Origin of the sequence: Burkholderia sp. Ac-20384 (assembly GCF_017104605.1) — a bacterium.
GTDB classification, from domain to species: domain Bacteria; phylum Pseudomonadota; class Gammaproteobacteria; order Burkholderiales; family Burkholderiaceae; genus Burkholderia; species Burkholderia lata.
In genome coordinates, this window is sequence record NZ_JAAGPE010000056.1 from 24,003 (window position 1) to 45,175 (window position 21,173).

Consider the following 21,173-nt stretch of genomic DNA (forward strand, 5'->3'; position numbering starts at 1 on the left):
GTTGAATCACCCTGCGGCGATCCGGTTTCACGCGGCTCGACTTCATCCGGACATGAGGCGGCGAGCGTCTGGCACACGCGCCGTCTCGCAACCGTCGCGGCAACAGGGCATTGCGGCGACGTCCACGCCGCACCGTCTGTCAGGCCCTCGCCACATCCGCCGCTTTCCGCAGATTTCCCCAACGCTGACCCATTCCTCATGTCATCCGACTATTCCCTGACTCACCCCCTGAATACCTGCGACGTGCATCACTGGGACGCCGAACACGATGTCGTGATCGTCGGCTTCGGCGCGGCCGGCGCCTGCGCGGCGATCGAGGCCGCGAGCGCCGGCGCCGACACGCTGATCGTCGAGCGCGCATCGAGCTACGGCGGCACGAGCGCGCTGTCGGGCGGCGAGATCTACCTCGGCGGCAGCGGCGGCACGCCTGCCCAGCGGCAGGCCGGCTTTACCGACGACACCGAGGATCTGTACCGCTACCTGATGCTGGCCGGCGGCCGCGACGCCGATGACGCGAAGGTGCGCCTCTACGCGAACGAAAGCCTGGCGCACCACGACTGGCTCGTTGCGCAGGGCCTCACGTACAAGAACACGTTCATCGCCGAGCGGATCGTCGAACCGGAAACCGACGACTGCCTGATCTGGTCGGGCAGCGAGGAAGCCTGGCCGTTCAGCGAGGCCGCGAAGCCGTGCCCGCGCGGGCACACGCCGCAATGGCCGGGCTGGGGCGGCGGGCAGATGCTGATGCGCGTGCTGGCCGAACGCGTGGCGGCGCTCGGCGTCGCGACGCGCTACGACACGCGTGCGCTCGCATTGATCGTCGATGACGGCGGCGCGGTGCGCGGCGTCGTGCTGCGCGCCTATGGCGAGACGGCGTTCGTGCGGGCCCGTCGCGCGGTGATCCTGTGCGCAGGGGGCTTCGCGATGAACCGCGAGATGGTGCGCCGACACGCGCCGCAGTTCCTGCGCTCGGACGAACCGATCGGCAGCCCCGGCGACGACGGCTCGGGCATCCTGCTCGGCCAGAGCGCGGGCGGCGCGGCGATCCACATGGATCAAGGCTTCGTCAGCCTGCCGTTCTACGCGCCCGAAGCGCTGATCAAGGGCATCTTCGTGAACGCGCGCGGCCAGCGCTTCATCAACGAGGACGGCTATCACGGCCGCACGGGCCATCACGCATTTCACCAGGCCGACGACCGGATCTACCTGCTCGTCGATCAGGCGACGTATCAGGAGCCGCCTGCGATCGCGCGGATCGGCATCGCGGCGGCCGGCGAAACGTGGGAGGAAGTCGAACGCGACCTGCAGATGCCGGCCGGCACGCTGACGGCGACCGTCGACGTGTACAACCGCCATGCGGCCGAAGGTGCCGATCCGCTGTTCCACAAGGCGAAGAAGTGGCTGCAGCCGCTGATCGAGCCGCCGTTCGTCGCGCTCGATTGCCGGATCGACTATGCGTTCTATCCGCACTTCACGCTCGGCGGGCTCGACACGCTGCCGACCGGGCAGGTGGTCGATGCGGCGCGCGCGCCGGTGCCGGGGCTCTATGCTGCGGGCCGCACGACCTGCGGGCTGCCGCGCTGGGGCGCCGGGTACAGCTCGGGGCTGTCGCTGGCCGATGCGACGTTCTTCGGCCGGCAGGCCGGGCGTCACGCCGCGCAAGCGGCGTGCGACGCAGTGCGCCGCGCCGCGTAGCGTTGTCAGGCCGGAAATGAACGACGCCCCGGGCAATCGCATTGCCCGGGGCGTCGTCGTATCAAGCAGTCAAGCGGTCAAGCCGCCAATCAGTCAGGCCAGTCGGCCCTCAGCCGAGATCGAGCGCATTCGTCAGATCACCCGGCGGCGTCGCGCCGCGCGCGGCGAACGCCTTGTTGCGCGCGACCACGCCGTCGAGCGGCGCGAGCCCGTGCACGCGGCTGATGAAGCGCAGGATCGAGTTCGTGTCGTACAGCGTGTGATCGACGAAACCCTTCTTCGCGAACGGCGAGATCACGAGCGCCGGAATCCGCGAGCCCGGCCCCCAGCGATCGCCTTCCGGCGGCGCGACGTGATCCCACCAGCCGCCGTTCTCGTCGTGCGTCATCACGATCACGGTGTTGTCCCATTGCGGACCGCGCCGGATATGGTCGATCACGGTTGCGATGTGACGGTCGCCCGATTCGATGTCCGCGTAGCCGGCATGCATGTTCAGGTTGCCCTGCGGCTTGTAGAACGTGACGGCCGGCAGGCGGCCGGCATCGATGTCGGCGATGAAGTGGTTGGTCGACGGCGCGTCGCCGAGCCCGGCGTCGCGCAGGTGCTTGCTGCGTGCGTCGGTGCCGGGCGCGTAGTTTGCGAAATAGTTGAACGGCTGGTGGTGGTACTGGAAATCGGGCACGTTGCCCGTATCGCGATGTTCGAGCGCGTACTGCCACGCGCCGCTGTACCACGCCCAGTCGACGTTCTTTTCCGACAGGCGGTCGCCGATCGTCGCATAGCCCTGCGGCGGCATCACGCGATGGTCGGCCGGATCCGCATACGCGGCGTTGCCCGGATCGGGCGGCGGTACGTAGCTCGGCTGGTATGGCGGCGCCATCGTGTTCACGCCGTAGCCGTCCGGCGTCAGCGCGCCGTCGGCGGCGAACTTCGGCGGGCCGTCGAGCGCGGACGCAGGCGAATTGTCGGCGAGTTTCAGGCGCGTCCCGGCGGGATCGTCGCCTTCGACCTTCGACAGCAGTTTCGCCGCATGCGGATGCTTGTGCGCGTCCGGATACAGCGGCGGCTGCGCGGAGATCAGGAACATGTGGTTCATCCACGAACCGCCGAAGGCCGCCATGAAGAAGTTGTCGCACAGCGTGTATTGCCGCGCGAGATTCCACAGCCGCAGCGTGTCGGCCGAGTTGCGATAGTGGCCCATCACGAGGCCGCCCGAATCGGCCCACGCGGCGAACTGGTTGTTGCGGCCGGCCGCGATCTGCATCTGGTTCTGGTAGAAGCGGTGCCACAGGTCGCGCGTGATCACGCCATTCGGCAGCGCCTTGCCCTGTGCGTCCGTAATCAGGAACGGCGCATTCGGCAGCTTGTCGATGTCGCGCTCGGCGATCGCGTAGCGCTTGCCGTCCACTTCCTGCGCCTGCGGCACGAGCCCGCCCCAGATCTTCGGCAGCACGGGCAGCGGCGTCTTGCCGTCGCGATCGAGCTGCTGCGCGTGTTCGGGCCGCACCTCGCTCAGCGGATGGCGCACGCCCGGGAAATCGCCGTACAGGTTCGCGAAGCTGCGGTTTTCCGCATAGATCACGACGATGTGGCGCACGCGCTGGCGCAACGCTTCGTCGATGCGCAGGTCGGCGGCGGAACGCGGCGCGCTGCCTGCCGTGGATTCACAGCCGCTGAGCGCGACACCCGCACCGAGCGCGGCGAGGCCGCCGAGCACTCGGCGGCGGTCGGGATCGGCGGGAAGGTCGTCGGGGCGATCGGGGGTGTCGTTCACGTCGTGGGTTCCTCGAATGGGCGGGTGGACGGGGGCGTGATGCGTGGCGGTGTCGCACAGGCTGCCGCGCCGCGGGATGGAAAGCAACGGCCCGTGTTGCATCCGGGCAGGTGCGATGCATCTGTCACAAAAATGTCACGAACGCGACTATAACGCGGCAACGGGGGCGGGTGAAAGGTGTTTGTCGGACGATTCGAGTCGCGCCTCGGGCGATGCGCGACGCTCGCGCGCGAGCTAGACTGGATTCAGGGGCGGCGCGTCGCAGCGTGCCGCCCGGGCGAGGATTGCCCGGCGGCGCCGGCCGATGGCGTCGTCGCGGTGCCGTTGATGCGACGAACGAGGCGATGAGGCGAGGCGACGATGGCGCGCATGAATGCCGCTTCCGCATGGCCGCCGATGGCGCGCGCCGGCTGCGCGCGCGCCCGCACACGTCCGCCGTGCCGCGCCACGTAGCGCGCACGTCCGGCCCGATGCCATGGACAGGAAATTCGACTACCCGGGATTGCTGATCGCGGCGGGCTTCTTCGTGCTGTTCGCCGCGCAGTTGCTGATGCTGCATCCGACGTCGGCGTCGATTGCGTACAGCGATTTCCACCGGCTCGTCACCGCACGGCTCGTCGACGATCTCGAAGTCGGCCCCGCAGCGATCTCGGGCACGCTGAAGATGCCGCAGGCCGGCACGATGCTGCCGGCGTCGGAAGCGGCGGCCGTGCAGCAGGCCGGCGCGCCGTGGCGCTTCACGACCAACCGCGTGACCGACGAGCACCTGACCGACACGCTGACCGCCGCCGGCATCCGCTATCACGGCGCGCCCGATACCAGCTGGATCGCATCGCTTGCCTCGTGGCTGCTGCCGCTCGTGCTGTTCGTGTTCATCTGGAACATGATGCTGCGCAAGCGCGGCGGGCTGCAGGATTTCACCGGGATGGGCAAGAGCCGCGCGCGCGTGTACGTGCAGCAGGAAACCGGCATCACGTTCGACGATATCGCGGGCATCGACGAGGCGAAGGCCGAACTGCAGCAGCTCGTCGCATTCCTGCGCAACCCCGACCGCTACCAGCGGCTCGGCGGCAAGATCCCGAAGGGCGTGCTCGTGGTCGGCGCACCGGGCACCGGCAAGACGCTGCTTGCGCGCGCGGTGGCCGGCGAGGCAGCCGTGCCGTTCTTCTCGATCAGCGGCTCGGCGTTCGTCGAGATGTTCGTCGGTGTCGGTGCGGCGCGCGTGCGCGACCTGTTCGAGCAGGCGCAGCAGAAGGCGCCGTGCATCGTGTTCGTCGACGAGCTCGATGCGCTCGGCAAGGTGCGCGGCGTCGGGCCGATGTCGGGCAACGACGAACGCGAGCAGACGCTCAATCAGTTGCTCGTCGAGATGGACGGCTTCCAGGCCGGCTCCGGCGTGATCATCATGGCTGCGACGAACCGCCCTGAGATCCTCGATCCCGCGCTGCTGCGGCCGGGCCGCTTCGATCGCCACATCGCGATCGACCGGCCCGACGTGAATGGCCGCAGACAGATCCTCGGCGTACACGTGAAACGCGTGAAGCTCGCCGCCGACGTCGATCTCGGCGAACTCGCGTCGCGCACGCCGGGCTTCGTCGGCGCCGATCTCGCGAACGTCGTCAACGAGGCGGCGCTGCATGCGGCCGAACTCGGCAAGCCGGCGATCGGCATGGCCGATTTCGACGAAGCGATCGACCGCGCGTTGACAGGCCTCGAGCGCAAGAGCCGCGTGATGAACGCGCAGGAGAAGCTGACCATCGCGTATCACGAGGCCGGCCACGCGCTCGTCGCGGAAAGCCGCGCGCATTGCGATCCGGTGAAGAAGGTGTCGATCATTCCACGCGGTGTCGCGGCGCTCGGTTATACGCAGCAGGTGCCGACCGAGGATCGCTACGTATTGCGCCGAAGCGAGCTGCTCGACCGGATCGATGCACTGCTCGGCGGCCGCGTGGCAGAGGAACTCGTGTTCGGCGACGTGTCGACGGGCGCGCAGAACGATCTTGAACGCGCGACCGCGATGGCGCGCCACATGGTCATGCAGTACGGGATGAGCGAGAAGATCGGGCTCGCGACGTTCGACGACGGCGATGCGCGCCAGGGCATGCCCGGCGCATGGCATGCGGGCGACGGACGCTGCAGCGAGCATACCGCGCGGATGATCGACGACGAGGTGCATACGTTGCTGACCGACGCACATGCACGGGTCGCGGCGACGCTCGCCGACCGCCGCGATGCGCTCGAACGCATCGCGCAACGGCTACTGCAATGCGAGGTGCTCGAACGCGATGCGCTGCAGGCGCTGATCGACGGGCGCGTCGAACCGTCGTCCGCAACGACGGCGGCGCCGGATGGCGAAGCCGGCTCACGCGGCGGCGCGGTCGAAACGGAGCAGGCGTCCGCGGTCGAGCGCGATTTCGTCGCGTATGGGCCGCCACGCGAACCCGATCGCTGAATACGCCGCGAACCTGCGAGCGGCGCGCGTCGAAGCGACTGCGTGCCGGCATTCCTTTCCCCGATGATCATCACGGAGTCGCCATGAGCGAGGCGCACGTATCGGTCGATGTCGCGCAGCAGGCGCGTTTCTGTTTCGAAGTTTCATTTGCCGGCACGACGCTGGCGCCGGTGCTGACCGACGAACCGCCGCCGCTCGGCGACGGGCGCGGGCCGAACCCGATCCGGTTGCTGGCCGCAGCCGTCGCGACCTGTCTCGCGGCGAGCCTGCTGTTCGCGCTGGAAAAGCAGCATGTCGATCCACAGCCGATTGCCGCGCATATCGACGTCGACATGGTGCAGAACGAAGCAGGCAGGGTGCGGGTGGGCGCGATGTCGGTACGGTTGTCGATCGGCAAGACGTGGGCCGATCTCGCGGCCGCGACGCGCGTGCTCGATCAGTTCGATGCGTATTGCGTGCTGACGGAGAGCCTGCGCGAAGGCATTCCGGTGTCGGTCGACCTGTGCGACGTGAACGGCGCGGCGCTCGAATACGCGGCGACGGACGCGTGAGCGCGCGTCAGGATTCGGTCGCGGCCGCGACTTCGGCGGCTTCCGCGAGCGCGTCGAGAAAGCGCGTGCGCCACCAGTGCACGTCGGTCTTGCGCACGATCGCCATCAACGCCGCGTGACGCTGGCGGCGTTCTTCGAGCGGCATCGCGAGCGCGCGCTGGATCGCCTGCGCGGTGCCTTGCGTGTCGTACGGATTGACGAGCAGCGCCGACTTCAACTGTTCGGCCGCGCCGGCGAAGCGCGACAGCACGAGCACGCCCGGGTCGGCGGCGTCCTGCGCGGCGAGGAATTCCTTCGCGACGAGGTTCATCCCGTCGCGCAGCGGCGTGACGAGCGCGACGCGGCTCGCGCGATAAAGGCCCGGCAAGCGCTTGCGCGCGACGGTGCGGTGAATGTAGCGCATCGGCATCCACTCGAGCTCACCGTAGTCGCCGTTGATCGCGCCGCACAGGCTGTCCATCTCGCGCCGCAGGTCGTCGTACGCGCCGAGATCCTCGCGACTCGGCGCGGCGATCTGGATCAGCGTTGCGCGGTTGCGGTTCTCCGGATACTGCTCGAGCAACTGGCGGAACGCATGCACGCGCTGCGGCAATCCCTTCGTGTAGTCGAGCCGGTCGACGCCGACCAGCAGCTGGCGGCGTGAGTATTCGTCGCGCATCCGCTCGAACATGTCGATGCCGTCGCGATCGCGCGCGAGCGATTCGAACTCGTCGACGTTGATGCCGATCGGGAATGCGCCGGCCGACAGCGTGCGGCCGAACGCGCGCAGGCGGCCGTCGGGTAGCCGTGCAGCGCCGGCTTCCGCTTCGACGTAATGCTCGAAGTGGAGCAGATCCGACTCGGTCTGGAAGCCGACGAGATCGTAGGCGAACAGCGAACGCATCAGCCATTCGTGTTCCGGGATCGCGGCCATGATCGGCGGCGGCGGCATCGGGATGTGCAGGAAGAAACCGATCGGATTCGTGCAGCCCATCGCGCGCAACTCGGCGGCGAGCGGAATCAACTGGTAGTCGTGGACCCAGATGGTGTCGTCGGGCCGCAGCAGCGTGCGCAGCTTGCGCGCGAACAGCTGGTTGACGCGCCGGTAGCCGTCGGCGAAGCGGCGGTCGAACTGCGCGAGATCGAGCCGGTAGTGAAACACCGGCCACAGCACGTTGTTCGAATAACCGAGGTAGTACGCGTCGTAATCCTGCGGGTCGAGATCGATCGTCGCGAGCTGGATGCCGCCGACGTTCTGGATCTGCACCTCGTCGCCATGCGTAGGCTGATCGTCGCCGCCGCGCAGCCTCCCGCTCCAGCCGAACCAGACACCGCCGGATTCCTGCAGGCTGTCTTTCACGGCGACGGCGAGCCCGCCGGCCGCGGCTTTACGAGGATCTGCAATGCGATTGGATACGACGACGAGTCGGCTCACCAGCTCTCCTGACGATTGTTGGGGGAAAGGTTCGTGCGGCCGTGGCGCGAGAAGCAGACGCCGCCATCGACACGCAGTGTGCGCAGCGATGGGGCCGCAATGCGATCGGACGGGAGTCAGGGCACGCGATTCGCCGTCCGAACGGGGAGTGCTTTTTTAAGCATACTCGTCATTCGTGCGTTTTAAAAGTCTGCATCGGCGAGCGGTGCGCGTGCGAATGCAGTGCGATCTCCATGTCGCCGGTGTGGCAACGCGCGATACACGGGCGGGATCGAAACTTGCGCGACGCTGCAGAAGCAGCGTGCGCCATGCGATGCGGAAGCGGGCGTATCACGCGCGATCGTGGGTGACGATATGCACATCGTCACGCGCGCAAGAAGCCGCGCCGGTCGGTAGAAACGACCGTCGATGCGGCGGCTGCACCGATGCGCGAGCTACACCGAGCTACACGTAAGCGTGCCGCGAGCGCACGACGCGAATCGGCGAGGCGCGACGTCGTGCATGCGAACCTGCCGCGCCGGACGGTGACGATGCACAGCCGCACCGCGTGCCGCGTGCGGCCGCGCTTCGCGCGCTGCGCGCACGCGTGACGCAGGCAGTACGGCGGAACAGCGTGCGCATCGTCGCCTCCTTGCGGTATCGGTTACGCAGCGGCCGGTTGCCAGTGATGCGCGACGGGCTCTTGCGCGTATGCGCCCGGCGATGCCACTTGCGTGCCGGACGGCATCCGGAATGCGGCAACCGTTTCGGACAGCTCGCGGCCCTGCGCCTCGAGCGACTTCGATGCGGCCGCGGCCTGCTCGACGAGCGCCGCGTTCTGCTGCGTCGTCTCGTCCATCTGCGTGATCGTCAGGTTCACTTGGTCGATGCCGCGGCTCTGCTCGGCTGATGCGGCCGCGATCTCGCCCATGATGTCCGTCACGCGCGCAACGGCCTGCGTGACGTCGGACATCGTCTTGCCGGCTTCGCCCGCGAGTTCGGACCCGTCGCGGATCGTCTGCACCGACGCGGAGATCAGTTCCTTGATTTCCTTCGCGGCCGTCGACGAACGTTGCGCGAGGCTGCGCACCTCGCTCGCGACCACCGCGAAGCCGCGGCCCTGTTCGCCGGCACGTGCCGCTTCGACGGCCGCGTTCAGCGCGAGGATGTTGGTCTGGAATGCGATGCCTTCGATGATGCCGGTGATGTCCGCGATCTTCGACGAGCTGTGGCCGATCTCCGTCATCGTGTCGACCACGCGGCCGACCACCGAGCTGCCGCGCTGTGCGACGTCCGATGCGTTTGCGGCGAGCGAGCTGGCCTGTTGCGCGTTCTCCGCGTTCAATCGCACCGTCGACGTGAATTCTTCCATCGTCGCGGCGGTTTCCTGCAGCGACGCGGCCTGTTCTTCGGTGCGCTGGCTCAGGTCGAGGTTGCCCGACGCGATCTCGCCGACCGCGTGCGCGATGCTGTTCGACGAGTCGCGCACGCGGCCGACGATGCCGATCAGCCGCTCGTTCATCGTTCGCAATGCGTCGAGCAGATCGCGTGTCTCGTCGTTGCCGCTCACGTCGATGCGGCTGCCGAGATCGCCGTTCGCGACCGTGCGCGCGACGTCCACGGCCGAGCCGATCGGCACCGTGATCTTGCGCGTCAGCCACAGGCCGCCGCATACCGCGACCGCGACCGCGATCAGGCAGATGCCGGCCAGCAGGTTGCGCTCCATCGCATAGCGATCCGCGAATTGCTGCGCGATCGCGAGTTCGCGCTCATGCGTATAGGTCGCATATGCGTCGGTGGCGCGCACCAGTTGCGCGAGCAGTGGCCGGCAGTTGTCGTCGATGTCGGCGGTCGCCTCGTCTTTCTTGCCGGCCTGCGCGAGGCCGACGATGCGCAGCGCGACGGGCCCGTAGCTGCCTTCGATGCGCACGATGTCGCCCACCAGTTCGCGCGCGCGATCGGAGGTGTCGGTCGCGTTGGCCATCATGTCCTTGAGCTTCGCGAGATGGTCCTGTACGTCCTTGTGCGCCTGGTTCACCTCGGCCAGTTCGAGCTCGAGGTCGGACGGTTTGGTCACGAGTACGAGGTTGCGCGCGGCGATCGCGCGCCGGTCGACCGCGGTGCGGATTTGCGCGGAAAGGGTCGCCCGCGCATTGATGCCGTTCATGTAGCGGGAAAACTCGGCGTTCGTATCGGATAGCGCCTTGAGTGCCATGCCCGACACGATCACGACGACCGCGGCGAGCAGGCCGAAGCCGCCAAGGAGTTTTGTTTTGATGCTCATTCTGGCGATTTTCACAGTGTGCCTCTGTGCGTGTGGTTAGCGAATTGAAATTATTGTTCGACCAGATACGGGCTCGTGCCGGCATTAACGGGTATACGGGATGATTCTTTACCCTTCGAAAACCCTGATATTAGTTTTTTTAGCGCTGAAATCGTTGTCAGGCGGGCGCTCGTGATTTTGATCAAGAATCGGCGGCGTGCCCGTGATTAAAAGGTTTATCCGTGGAATTTGAAACCGGTTTTCCTGGGTGAAACAAAAACTGTCGTTTTGCTAATAATCGTCTGATGAATTTGATTCGATTTATGGATGAATAAAAGGATTTTTGTGGGGCGTTAATTGGGGAGGGAACCGATCGATGGCGTCGGCATGTGCCGCGCGATTGGCGGTAATGGCCGATAAACGGAGATTCGCGGCGGAGTGGGGGCGCCGGAACGAGGCCCGCGGCGGGTGCCGCGGGCCATGAGAGGGTCAGAACGTGGTGCGCAACCCGGCCATCACGCTGCGGCCGCCTTCCGGTGCGAAGCCGCGCACAACCGAGGTCGAATAGCGGATCTCCTGGTTCGTCAGGTTGTCGCCGCGCAGGTACGCGAGCCAGTGCGTCGGGCCGACGCGGAACTTGTAGGTGAGCATCACGCCGAGCGAAGTGTAGCCATCCGTCGAGAAGTCGTTGTCGGGCACGCGATGCTGCGACCACGCATGCGTGACTTGCGCGCGCGCGCCGAACGGGCCGTAGCCGTAGTCGGCTGCGAGCGTCGCGCGCAGCGGCGCGATGCGCGGCAGCGGCTGGCCCGTGTCGACGTTGCGCGCATGCGTGTAGTCGGCCGTCAGTTCGAGGTCGACGGTATGGCCGCGCCGCGCGAACGCGCGCCACTTGCCGTCCAGCTCGATGCCGTAGAACTCGGCGCGCACGCCACGGTAGATCGCCTCGTTGAGCGAGCCGTCGGTACCGGGCGCGACCGGTTCGCCGTCGTCGTCAACGACGCGGCCCGTGTTGTACTCGGTCAGGTAGTTCGAGAAGCGGTTGTAGAACACGCCGACGCTGCCGCGATTCGGGCCGCTCGCGTAGCGCAGCGACAGGTCGGTCGACACGGCCTTTTCCTTCGACGCGTTCGGGTTGCCGATCAGGAACTGGCCGGTCGCATCGTGCGGGCCGTTCGAATACAGCTCGTAGAAGGTCGGCGCGCGTTCGGTGTACGCGACGTTGGCCGCCACCGACCACACGGGCGTCAGCGAGAACAGCGCGCCGGCCGACAGGCTGCCCGCGTTGAATTCGCGCGGCTGCGCCCCCGCGAATTTCTCGACGCCGGCGGGATCGGGATCGACCTTCACGTGCTCGAAGCGGCCGCCGAGACTCAGCTTGAGCGCCGGGACCACCTGCCATTCCTCGAGGCCGAACAGCGCGACGCTGTTCGTGCGCGTGGACGGCACGAGCATCTCGTCGCCCAGCGCGGAGAACGTGTTCTGGCCGAACTGCACGCCGATCGCGCCTTCGAACGGGCCGATCTTGCGATGCGTTGCCTCGATGCGCGCCTCGTAGCCGCGATTGCGGAAGGTGGTCGCGGTCTCGCCGTTGTCGACTTCCTTGTGGCGGTAGTCGGTGTACGCGAAGTCGAATTTCAGCTTCGTGAACGGGCCGCTGAGGTTGCGCACCTCGGACGCGAGTGCAAGGCGTTCCTGGCGCATCCGCAGCCGCACGTCGCTTTCCGCGACGGAGCCGTAGTTCGATTCGTAGCCGCTGTAGGACAGGCCCGCGAAGCCGTCCGCCCACGTGTACGACGCGCCGACCGCGCCGCCGTGCACGCGGCCGTCGCTGTTCGGTACATTGCCGTACGGCTGCGGCGTGTCGGGGCCGTCGATCGCGCGTTGTGCGCTGCTGCGCGCGTAGCCGGGAATCCGCAGCTTGCTCGTTTCGCGGTCGAACGCGTCGACGTGGAACGCGAAGCGGCCGTTGCCGCCTTCGACCTGCGCTGCGCCCGCGCGCACCGAGTTCGCGCCGCCGTAGCGCGCGTCGAGCGCACCCGTCACGCCCTGGATCGCTTCGCGCGGGATCCGGTTGTCGATCGTGTTGACGACGCCACCCACCGCATTGCCGCCGTACAGCAGCGCAGCCGGGCCGCGCACGATCTCGACGCGTTCGATCGACAGCGGGTCCTGCGGCACCGCGTGGTCGTACGACAGCGACGACGCATCGTAGGCCGCGACGCCGTTCTGCAGCAGCCGGATCCGGTCGCCATCCATCCCGCGGATGATCGGGCGGCCGACCATCGGCCCGTAGGTGGTGGTCGACACGCCGGGCAGCCCGTTCAGCGTTTCGCCGAGCGAATCGGCCTGGCGGCGCGTCAGCGCATCGCCGGAAAGCTGGACGGTCGGCGCGATCAGTTCGCTGTCGCCGAGCGGGTTCGCGGTCACGAAGATCGGGGCGAGCGCAGTGGTCGGCGGCGTGCCGGACACGGCGGGTGGTTCGGTCTGTGCGTGCGCGACGGCGGCGAACAGGATCAGCGAAAGGGACGAGAGCGGGCGAAGCGGTAGACGAGGGAGGTCGCGCATGGTCGGTGAATCGGTTGGAATCGGATCGGATAACGAGCGATGCGAGTCACGGCTGGATACGATATATTGTTGCGTCAGCGACGCGCAGTGACCCGTTGGAACATGGCTCGGCGAGGCTCGGCCACCCACAGTGGAACGGCGTCAGGCGGACGAGCACGCGAAATGATATGTTATATCATTTCAAATTCCAAGCCGGATGGCAGGTCGTCGCAAGGTTTCCGTCGGATTGGCGAAAAGGCGACCGGAGCGGCGAGCCGGTCGCGGGAAAGGCGGGCCGTGGGTTCGTCCGGTGCACGGAACGAGTGGTGACGTCGAAGCACCCGTGCGACGGGAGTGTGATAGATTTCCGGCGCGGCCAATGTGCCGCGAACGTTCTCAGGGCGGGGTGAAATTCCCCACCGGCGGTAATCGCGCGATTGCGCGTAGCCCGCGAGCGCTTGCCGGCACGCATGTGCCCGGCAAGGTCAGCAGACCCGGTTGGATTCCGGGGCCGACGGTCACAGTCCGGATGAGAGAGAGCGGGGTTCGTTGCGTACGCAAGGTACGCGGCTTGTCCCTGTGCGCCCATTCAACTCACACAGGACCTATCGATGACCCAACTTGCTTCCCCCTCCCGCACTGCCGCTCCGCGTATCGCCTTTGTCCAGTCGTGCTGGCACAAGGAGATCGTCGACCAGTGCCGAAACGCGTTCGTCGACGGACTCGTCAATGCGAACCTGAGCCAGGCGGATTGCGATTTCTTCGAAGTGGCAGGCGCTTTTGAAATTCCGCTGCATGCCAAGCTGCTCGCGAAAACCGGCAAATATGCGGCCATCGCGTGCGCCGGCCTGGTCGTCGATGGCGGTATCTATCGCCACGACTTCGTCGCGCAAGCGGTGATTTCCGGTCTCATGCAGGTGCAGCTCGAAACCGATGTGGTGGTGCTGTCGGCGGTGCTGACGCCGCATCATTTCCACGGGTCGGCCGAGCATGTCGGATTTTTCCACGAGCACTTCCTCGTGAAGGGCGCGGAACTCGCGCACGCGTGCGTCGATACGATCGGCAAGGTCGCGGCGCTGAAGGCGGGATCCGTGGCCGCTGCGCTGCCGCAGGCTGCCTGAGCCTGACCGGGTACGTGCCGCTGCGTCGTTTGCGCCGCGGAACGTGAGATCACGCGTACGGCGTGACTCGGAAGGCGGTGACGACACGGCGTCTTCGCCGCCGCTCAGCGTTCCACCGGAAACCGCTCCTGCAGCGCATGCAGCCAGCGCGCGACGACATCGAGTTCGTCGTCGGAAAACCCGTCGCACAGCTTGCCGTTGAGTTCGCGCAACAGCACGCGCGCACGCTTGAGTGCCGCGTGGCCTTCGTCGGTCAGGTATAACCGCGTCGCGCGGCCGTCGTCCGAATCGGCATGACGCGTGATCAGGCCTGCTTTCGCCATCCGGTCGGCGAGCCCCGTCATCGCGGACGGTGCAAGCTGCAGCGCGGCGCCGACTTCGCCGATCAGTGCGCCATCCTGTTTCGCGAGGCAGAACAAGGCGCCTGCCTGCGCGGCGCTCGCACGCGTCTCGGTTTCCGCCTTGCGGTCGATCCAGCGCTGCACGCGCCGCTGGCCGATGTTCAACATGAAAAACAGTCGTCGGTCTTCGCTCAAGCTGGGTTCCCGGCTGCAATGGAAAGGGAAGGACGGCCCGCGGCTCGCGGCGTGTCGAGTGCCTGCGCGAGCCAGTCGGCCACGTCGGGCCACAGCACGGTGCCGGGGCGGCTGCGGAAGAAGCCCATGTGCCCGACCGGGCCGCTGCCCGCCGTGTGCGGATCGATCTGGCGGCGTTCGACCGCCGCGCGGGTCAGATAGCTTACCAGCAGCCCGATCGCAGTCGGGTTCGCCCACGGGTCGTCGTCAAAGCCGAGCGCGAGGATCGGCAACTGCTGTTTCGCGTAACGCTCGGCCGCGCCGAGTGTCGGATCGTCGAAGAAATAGTGCGGCAGCGTCGTCCAGCGGCTCCATTCGCGGAACACGCCGGCCGGCATGTCCTCGCCGAGCCCGAGCCGCTTGCCGGGCACGTAGCCGAGCAGCGCCGACATCAGCGGGCCGAGCACGCGCAGGATCAGCCGCACCTTCAGGCGTTCGGCCGCCTGCGTGATCAGCCGCGTGCTGCCCGCATGCGCGGCGATGAGCACCGCCGCGCGCAGGTGCGGCGTCGCGGCCGACAGCCCGATCGCATGCCCGCCGACGCTATGCCCGACCGCCAGCAGCGGCAATCCTTCGTACGCCTGCCGCGCCCACGCGGTTGCGCCGCCCACGTCGAGTTCCATCCAGTCGCGCATGCGGGCCTTCAGTGCGCCCAGGCGCGCGGGGCGAGATGCACCGATCCCGCGATAGTTGTAGGTAAGCGCTACGAAGCCGCGTTCGGTCAGGAAGCGCGCGAAGCCCGCATACAACCGCTCCGGCACGGCCGTTGCCGGATGGATCAGCACCAGCGCGCGCGGCTCGGCGTCCGGCGACCACAGTGTGCCGCGCAGCGCGTAGCCGTCTGCGGCGGAAAACTCGATGGGTTGGGAGGTCATGGCCATCCTCGTCCGGGTAGTTATTTCGTATGCGAAATATATTCCGTGATTTATTTCGTGCACGAAATATCTGTCGAGGATTCATTCGAACCGGGTTTCCATGAGCGCGACGGGCGGCATCCGGCGCCGCCGGTCAATTCATAAAACATTTGCATCTTTGCATAGAAGAATATTGCGTTTGTTTCATGATGCAGATCGACGTATCGTCACCGGTTCCATCCGTTCCGCCGGCCGCCGTGCACGGCGGACCACGGGGCGCCGCCGTCGTGCGGCCGCCCGCCAACCCTCCGGGAGATCACGTTGCTGAGCCGAATCGTCACGGCACTCTTGCTGGCGCTTGCCGCGCAGCCGGGCATTGCCAAGGACACCGTCACGCTGCGCGTCGGTGAACAGAATTACTTCAACATCCAGGCGTCGATGGAGGCGTCCGGCGTGCTGAAGGACCTGCCTTACACGATCGAGTGGAAGCATTTCCAGGCCGCTGCGCCCGTTGCCGAATCGCTGAACGGCAATGCGATCGACGTCGGCTTTCTCGGCGATTCCGCGCTGCTCACGCTGGCCGCGCGCGGCGCGCCGGTGAAGGTGGTTGCCGTGTCGCGGCAGAGCCTCGACGGCGTCGCGATTCTCGTACCGAAGGATTCGCCGGTGCGCACCGTGGCCGACCTGCAGGGCAAGACCATCGCGGTATGGCGCGGCGCGTGGAGCCAGCAGCTCGTGCTGCGCGCGCTTGAACACGCAGGCTTGCGCGCGGACTCGGTCAAGTACGCGTACCTGATGCCGATCGATGCGACCAACGCGTTCGCGAACGGCTCGGTCGACGCGGTGTCGCTGTGGGAGCCGTTCGTCAGCACGCTCGCGTTGCGGCAGGGTGCGCGGCCCGTGACGACCGCGCAGGGGCTGATGCCGGCGCTGAGCTTCGTTGCCGCGAACGAGCAGGCCGCCGCCGGCAAGCGCGCCGAGATCACCGATTTCCTGCGGCGCGTGGTGGCCGCGCGCCAGTGGGTCGACAGCCATCCGCGCGAGTACGCGGACCTGTGGGCGAAGCGCGCGAAGCTCGAACCCGACGTCGCGTATCGCTGGCTCAACAACGCGAAGCAGCGCGTCGGCCCGGTCGACGACACGGCCGCGAAGGATGCGCAGAACACGGCCGACTTCCTGCACAAGGCCGGCGTGATTCCGGTGGCGTACGACACGTCGAAGCTGCTCGACCGCTCGTATGCGGGCGCATTCACGGCGTCTGCGCAGAAGACGGCCGCCGCGCAGTAAGCGGGCCGTCCCCGACACGATTTCCGATCGAGAACCACAAGGACACCCCGACATGCCAGTCGACATCATCGGCATGATCACCGCGACACCCGGCGCGGAGGTCGACGTACCGGGCGGCGCGGCCGTCCAGCCCGACTATGTGCGCCGCTTCGCGCAGGCGCACGAGGCCGCCGGCTTCGACCAGATCCTGGTCGGCCATTTCAGCAACGCGGCGGACGGCTTCATCGTCGCGTCGTTCGCGGCCGCCGCGACCGAACGCATCCGCATCCTGCTCGCGCACCGGCCGGGCGTGATCGTGCCGTCGGCCGCCGCGCGGCAGATCGCGACGCTCGACGTTTTCAGCGGCGGCCGGCTCGCGCTGAACGTCGTGTCGGGCGGCGACGATGCGGACCTGCAGCGCGACGGCGATTTTGTGCCGCACGATGCGCGCTACCGCCGCACCGGCGAATATCTCGACGTGTTGAAGCGGATCTGGCAGGCCGACGCGCCGGTCGATCATGATGGCGCGTTCTACCGGTTGCGCGGCGCGTCGCCGCTCGTGAAGGGCGCGCAGCGGCCGCATGTGCCGATCTATTTCGGCGGCTCGTCACCGGCCGCACTGGCGGTAGCGGGCGAGCATGCGGACGTCTACATGACGTGGGGCGAGCCGCTCGCGTCGGTGCGCGAGCAGGTCGCGCGGGTGCGGGCTGCCGCCGTGCCGTTCGGGCGGGCGCCGCGCATCAGCGTGTCGTTCCGGCCGATCGTGGCCGACACCGAGGCGGCTGCATGGGAGAAGGCCGAGGCGATTCGCGAACGCGTGCGCGCGGCGCGGCTCGCGAACGGCCAGCCGATCGCCGGCCATGCGCCGCAGAATGCGGGCTCGCAACGGTTGATGGCCGCCGCCGCGCAAGGCGACGTGCTCGACGAGCGGCTGTGGATGGGCGTCGCGAACCTGACCGGCGCGCGCTGGAATTCGACCGCGCTGGTCGGCACGCCGGAACAGGTCGCGCGGGCGCTCGGTGCGTACTACCGGCTCGGCGTGTCGACGTTCCTGATTCGCGGGTTCGATCCGCTCGACGATGCGCTCGATTACGGGCGGGACCTGATTCCGGCGATTCATGCGCAGGTCGCGAATCTCGACAGGTATGGGGCTGCACTGCCGGCATAGGCGCGACGCCGACTGTCGACCGACGGGGCATGGCGCCTCCCCGAGTCGGGGCCGAACCGCCACCGGTTACAATCCGCGCATCGGACCATGGGCCATGGCCGACGAGAGCGGGATCGTGAGGCGCCGCACGAGTAGCGCCGTCATCCGATTCGAAATCAGAAATCGAATAACGAAGCGAAGCAAGTCATGCGAAAGATGGCAGGGGTTTTACTGGCGTGCGGGGTGCTGGCCGGTTGTGCGAGTACCGGAGCGAATCGGGGTGGCGCGTACGATCCGGCAACGGAAGCGCGGATTCGGGTGTATCTGGGCGCCTCTTCCCATTTCTATTTCAACACCACGTGCGAGCCGAACGACTACTGGTTTCTCAAGGGGCCGCCCGGCATGGATGTAGCCGTGCCGGGTTTTACGCGTGCACTTGCGGGCAACACGACGATCGGCATGCCGCTGCCGGATGACGCATACAAGTACTACGACGAGTACGTGATCAAGGCGAACCAGCCGCTCACGATGACGTTTCAGATCGGCGGACAGCGGATAATCGACATGGGTGCGGTGGGCACGACCACCATCAGCCAGCGCGTCGAGCATGCTGCGCGCTCGTTCGTGCCGCAACCGGGGCTCGACTATGAAGTGTTTCCCTACGAAGCGAAATGGGGGCTCGAGACCAAGCTGCGGCAACTGCACGTGAACGGCAAGCAGGTGTCGACGACCGACGTGGAGCTGGCTCGCGCGCCGCGCTGCCCGTGACGGGCGTTGCCGAAGCGTGGCTGGAATGGCGCGTCGCGCTGCCGCGCTTCAGAACGACGGCAACCCCGGCGGATTGGTCTCCGCACGCGCGATCGCCTCGCTCTGCAAACCCCAGCGCGCGAGCGCCTGCCCATAGCGGCCGCTGCCGATCAGCGCGTTCGTCGCGAGCGTCAGCGCGGGCGCGAGCCCGCTGCCGCGCCGCGTCGCGATCGCCACGTCGGCATTGGCCGGCCAGCCCGCATTGACGACGCCGACGAGGCGAATCTTGCCCGTGCGCGCGGCCTCGTATGCGAGCGACGCGTTCGGGTTCAGCTCCGCATCGGCGCGGCCCGACAGCAGCGCGACGCGCGACGCCGCATCGTCGTCGAAGTAGAGCAGCTCGGCCGGCTTCAGCCCCTGCGCCACGTTGCGCTTGTTCCACTCGAGCAGGATGCGCTCCTGGCTCGTCCCCGCCCCCGTGATGATGCGCAGGCCGGCGATGTCCTTCGGCCCGGCGATCTTCGCGATCGGGCTGCCGGTGCGCACGTAGAAGCCGTGTAGCCCGAGCCGGTAGGTCGTGAAATCGTATTTTTCCTTGCGCTTCTCGGTCACGCCGACATTCGAGATCACCGCGTCGTACTTGCCGGATGTCAGCCCGAGCGGCCAGTCGGCCCACGCGATCGGCAGCAGCACGAGCGTGCGGCCGAGTGCGTCGGCGACGAGCTGCGCATAGTCGGGATCGGCGCCGACCACGGTGCGCGCGTCGGTCGCGTAGGTCGACACGGGCGGCGCGTGCGGTGAAATCGCGACCGTGAACGCGCCGTCGCGCACCCAGCGATAGCCCGCTGCCTCATGAACGGCTGCGTCATCGCGTGTGGCGCGAATGCGGCCAGCCTGGCGCGGATCGAGGTCCGCGGTCGCGGCGGCTGCATGTGCCGTGCGCCATGGAAGGGTGCCCGCTGCCGCGACCAGCGCGGCGGTCATGAACTGGCGTCGGTCGGTCATCGTGCGGCACCTCGCAGGTCGGGAACTGCGCGCATCACAGCACCCTCGACAGGAACGCGCGCGTACGCGGATGCGACGGCGCGTCGAGCACGACGGCCGGCGCCCCGGATTCGACGATGCGCCCGCGCTCCATGAACAGCACGTTGTCGGCGACTTCGCGCGCGAAGCCGATCTCGTGCGTGACGATCACGAGCGTCGTGCCCGAACGCGCGAGTTCCTTGATCACGTCGAGCACCTCGTTGACGAGCTCCGGATCGAGCGCCGACGTCGGCTCGTCGAACAGCAGCACCTTCGGGCGCAGCGCGAGCGCCCGCGCGATCGCGACGCGCTGCTGCTGGCCGCCGGACAACTGGCGCGGGTATGCATCGGCTTTATCCGCGAGACCGACACGCACGAGCAGCGTGCGGGCGATGCGCTCGGCGGCGTCGCGCGTGACGCCGCCCACGACGACCGGCGCCTCGACCAGGTTCTCGAGCACCGTCAGGTGCGGGAACAGGTTGAAGTTCTGGAACACCATCCCGACGGCCGTGCGCCGCGAGAGCACGTCGCGTTCCTTCAGCTCGTAGAGCACGTCGCCGTCGCGGCGATAGCCGATCAGTTCGCCGTCGATGTCGATGAAGCCGTCGTCGACGCGTTCGAGATGGTTGATCGTGCGCAGCAGCGTCGACTTGCCCGAGCCCGACGGCCCGATGATCGCGGTCACGCTGCCACGCGGCGCGACGAACGAGACGTTGTCGAGCACGCGCAGCATGCCGAACTGCTTCGATACGCCATGCACGGCCACTTCGCCACCGGCGCGCGGCGCGACGATGGTCGCAGTGTCGCTATCGCCGTGAGCCTGCGCGACCGATGCGGTGTGACGGGACGCGACACGCCGCCACAGCACGCCGAGGCGCGCCAGCGCGAACGTGATGACGGACGGCGGCGGGTTGCGCAGCGCCCCGCGCGCATAGTGCCGCTCGACCTGCACCTGGATGGCCGACAGCACGGTCAGGATGATCAGGTACCAGACGGTGGCGACCATCAGCAGCGGAATCACTTCGAGATTGCGGCGGTAGATCACCTGGACCGTATAGAACAGCTCCGGCATCGCGAGCACGTAGACCATCGACGTGCCTTTCGCGAGCATGATCAGGTCGTTGAACGCGGTCGGCAGGATCGCGCGCATCGCCTGCGGCAGCACGATCCGCGTGGTCTGGCGGCCGCGCGGCAGCCCGAGCGCGGCGGCCGCTTCGAGCTGGCCCTGGTCGACCGCGAGAATGCCGCCCCGGATCACCTCCGCGGAAAACGCCGCATGGTGCAGCGTGAGGCCGAGCACGGCCGCGAGGAACGGGCTGATCAGGTCGGTCGTCGGCGTGTCTAACCACACGATGTCGGTGAACGGCACGCCGAGCCGCACGTGCTCGTACAGGTAGCCGAGGTTGTTCAGGATCAGCAGCAGCACGATCAGCGGAATCGAGCGGAACAGCCACACGAACGTCCACGCGCTCGCCGACAGCAGCCGCGACCGCGACAGCCGGGCCAGCGCGACGAACGCGCCGAGCACGAGGCCGGACACCGCGCCGAGCAGCGTCAGCACCAGCGTGCGCGCGAGCCCCGACAGCACCGGCGGCGACAGGAACCATTCGGCGAACACCGGCCAGCCCCATTGCGGGTTGCCGAGAATCGAATGCAGAACGATCGCGATCAGCGCGACGGCGAGCACGGTGCCGGCCGTGCGCGACCGGTGGCGCGCGGGCACGATCCGGAAACGCGTGCCGGCGTCGCGCGCGCCGGGGGAAGA

General features: G+C 67.6%; 15 protein-coding genes and 1 riboswitch. Of the genes, 7 read left to right on the forward strand and 8 right to left on the reverse strand.

Annotation, left to right across the window (positions count from 1 at the left end):
- Window positions 1-198 precede the first annotated feature (198 nt).
- Window positions 199-1,695, forward strand: coding sequence for an FAD-dependent oxidoreductase (locus G3O00_RS13615; RefSeq protein WP_206143255.1), 1,497 nt, complete (start codon window positions 199-201; stop codon window positions 1,693-1,695).
- Between the two features lie 109 nt (window positions 1,696-1,804).
- Here the strand turns inward: G3O00_RS13615 and G3O00_RS13620 are convergent, their stop codons facing one another.
- Window positions 1,805-3,469: an acid phosphatase gene (locus G3O00_RS13620; RefSeq protein ID WP_041493295.1), complete on the reverse strand. Its 1,665-nt coding sequence runs from the start codon at window positions 3,467-3,469 to the stop codon at window positions 1,805-1,807.
- Between the two features lie 475 nt (window positions 3,470-3,944).
- Here G3O00_RS13620 and ftsH point away from each other — a divergent pair, with 475 nt between their 5' ends.
- Together ftsH and G3O00_RS13630 are read left to right on the forward strand one after the other, a co-directional pair.
- The gene (gene ftsH, locus G3O00_RS13625; protein WP_206143256.1) at window positions 3,945-5,921 is read left to right on the forward strand and encodes an ATP-dependent zinc metalloprotease FtsH; all 1,977 of its coding nucleotides are present in this window, start codon (window positions 3,945-3,947) and stop codon (window positions 5,919-5,921) included.
- 83 nt (window positions 5,922-6,004) lie between these two features.
- Complete coding sequence (locus tag G3O00_RS13630) at window positions 6,005-6,472, forward strand: OsmC family protein (RefSeq protein WP_011355124.1); 468 nt, start codon at window positions 6,005-6,007, stop codon at window positions 6,470-6,472.
- Window positions 6,473-6,479: 7 nt separating this feature from the next.
- On the opposite strand, the gene otsA is transcribed toward G3O00_RS13630, so the two are convergent.
- The 3 genes from otsA to G3O00_RS13645 all read right to left on the reverse strand — a co-directional run bounded on the left by otsA (window position 6,480) and on the right by G3O00_RS13645 (window position 12,696).
- Complete coding sequence (gene otsA, locus G3O00_RS13635; RefSeq protein WP_011355125.1) at window positions 6,480-7,886, reverse strand: alpha,alpha-trehalose-phosphate synthase (UDP-forming); 1,407 nt, start codon at window positions 7,884-7,886, stop codon at window positions 6,480-6,482.
- 643 nt (window positions 7,887-8,529) lie between these two features.
- Window positions 8,530-10,149, reverse strand: a complete 1,620-nt coding sequence (locus G3O00_RS13640; RefSeq protein WP_206143257.1) for a methyl-accepting chemotaxis protein — start codon at window positions 10,147-10,149, stop codon at window positions 8,530-8,532.
- A gap of 468 nt (window positions 10,150-10,617) precedes the next feature.
- On the reverse strand, window positions 10,618-12,696 hold the full coding sequence (locus G3O00_RS13645; protein WP_206143258.1) for a TonB-dependent receptor: 2,079 nt from the start codon (window positions 12,694-12,696) through the stop codon (window positions 10,618-10,620).
- A 367-nt stretch (window positions 12,697-13,063) separates the two neighbouring features.
- Window positions 13,064-13,220, forward strand: a riboswitch (FMN riboswitch).
- 66 nt (window positions 13,221-13,286) lie between these two features.
- On the opposite strand from G3O00_RS13645, the gene G3O00_RS13650 reads away from it, so the two are divergent.
- Window positions 13,287-13,796, forward strand: a complete 510-nt coding sequence (locus tag G3O00_RS13650; protein WP_011355128.1) for a 6,7-dimethyl-8-ribityllumazine synthase — start codon at window positions 13,287-13,289, stop codon at window positions 13,794-13,796.
- Between the two features lie 104 nt (window positions 13,797-13,900).
- Here the strand turns inward: G3O00_RS13650 and G3O00_RS13655 are convergent, their stop codons facing one another.
- Window positions 13,901-14,332: a MarR family transcriptional regulator gene (locus tag G3O00_RS13655; RefSeq protein ID WP_206143259.1), complete on the reverse strand. Its 432-nt coding sequence runs from the start codon at window positions 14,330-14,332 to the stop codon at window positions 13,901-13,903.
- Complete coding sequence (locus G3O00_RS13660; protein WP_206143260.1) at window positions 14,329-15,246, reverse strand: alpha/beta hydrolase; 918 nt, start codon at window positions 15,244-15,246, stop codon at window positions 14,329-14,331. Before G3O00_RS13660 ends, G3O00_RS13655 begins: the two co-directional genes overlap by 4 nt.
- 300 nt (window positions 15,247-15,546) lie before the next feature.
- Between G3O00_RS13660 and G3O00_RS13665 the strand changes: the two genes are divergently transcribed.
- From G3O00_RS13665 to G3O00_RS13675, 3 genes are all read left to right on the forward strand, one after another.
- Window positions 15,547-16,512 carry an ABC transporter substrate-binding protein gene (locus tag G3O00_RS13665; RefSeq protein ID WP_206143261.1) on the forward strand — a complete coding sequence of 322 codons (966 nt, stop codon included), beginning with the start codon at window positions 15,547-15,549 and terminating at the stop codon, window positions 16,510-16,512.
- A gap of 52 nt (window positions 16,513-16,564) precedes the next feature.
- The gene (locus G3O00_RS13670; protein WP_206143262.1) at window positions 16,565-17,659 is read left to right on the forward strand and encodes an LLM class flavin-dependent oxidoreductase; all 1,095 of its coding nucleotides are present in this window, start codon (window positions 16,565-16,567) and stop codon (window positions 17,657-17,659) included.
- Between the two features lie 186 nt (window positions 17,660-17,845).
- Window positions 17,846-18,406, forward strand: coding sequence for a hypothetical protein (locus tag G3O00_RS13675; protein WP_174929395.1), 561 nt, complete (start codon window positions 17,846-17,848; stop codon window positions 18,404-18,406).
- Between the two features lie 48 nt (window positions 18,407-18,454).
- On the opposite strand, the gene G3O00_RS13680 is transcribed toward G3O00_RS13675, so the two are convergent.
- Together G3O00_RS13680 and G3O00_RS43930 are read right to left on the reverse strand one after the other, a co-directional pair.
- Entirely contained in the window at window positions 18,455-19,390 is a 936-nt protein-coding gene (locus G3O00_RS13680; RefSeq protein WP_206143263.1) for an ABC transporter substrate-binding protein, read from the reverse strand.
- Between the two features lie 34 nt (window positions 19,391-19,424).
- Window positions 19,425-21,173 (reverse strand): amino acid ABC transporter permease/ATP-binding protein (locus G3O00_RS43930; RefSeq protein ID WP_206143264.1); only part of this gene is annotated, 1,749 nt, incomplete at its 5' end.

Bases quoted from the DNA above. Each gene is read 5' to 3' on its own strand.
- G3O00_RS13615 (WP_206143255.1), top strand. From the start codon at position 199: ATGTCATCCGACTATTCCCTGACTCACCCCCTGAATACCTGCGACGTG.
- ftsH (WP_206143256.1), top strand. From the start codon at position 3,945: ATGGACAGGAAATTCGACTACCCGGGATTGCTGATCGCGGCGGGCTTC.
- G3O00_RS13630 (WP_011355124.1), top strand. From the start codon at position 6,005: ATGAGCGAGGCGCACGTATCGGTCGATGTCGCGCAGCAGGCGCGTTTC.
- G3O00_RS13640 (WP_206143257.1), bottom strand. From the start codon at position 10,149: ATGAGCATCAAAACAAAACTCCTTGGCGGCTTCGGCCTGCTCGCCGCG.
- G3O00_RS13645 (WP_206143258.1), bottom strand. From the start codon at position 12,696: ATGCGCGACCTCCCTCGTCTACCGCTTCGCCCGCTCTCGTCCCTTTCG.
- G3O00_RS13650 (WP_011355128.1), top strand. From the start codon at position 13,287: ATGACCCAACTTGCTTCCCCCTCCCGCACTGCCGCTCCGCGTATCGCC.
- G3O00_RS13660 (WP_206143260.1), bottom strand. From the start codon at position 15,246: ATGACCTCCCAACCCATCGAGTTTTCCGCCGCAGACGGCTACGCGCTG.
- G3O00_RS13670 (WP_206143262.1), top strand. From the start codon at position 16,565: ATGCCAGTCGACATCATCGGCATGATCACCGCGACACCCGGCGCGGAG.
- G3O00_RS13675 (WP_174929395.1), top strand. From the start codon at position 17,846: ATGCGAAAGATGGCAGGGGTTTTACTGGCGTGCGGGGTGCTGGCCGGT.
- G3O00_RS13680 (WP_206143263.1), bottom strand. From the start codon at position 19,390: ATGACCGACCGACGCCAGTTCATGACCGCCGCGCTGGTCGCGGCAGCG.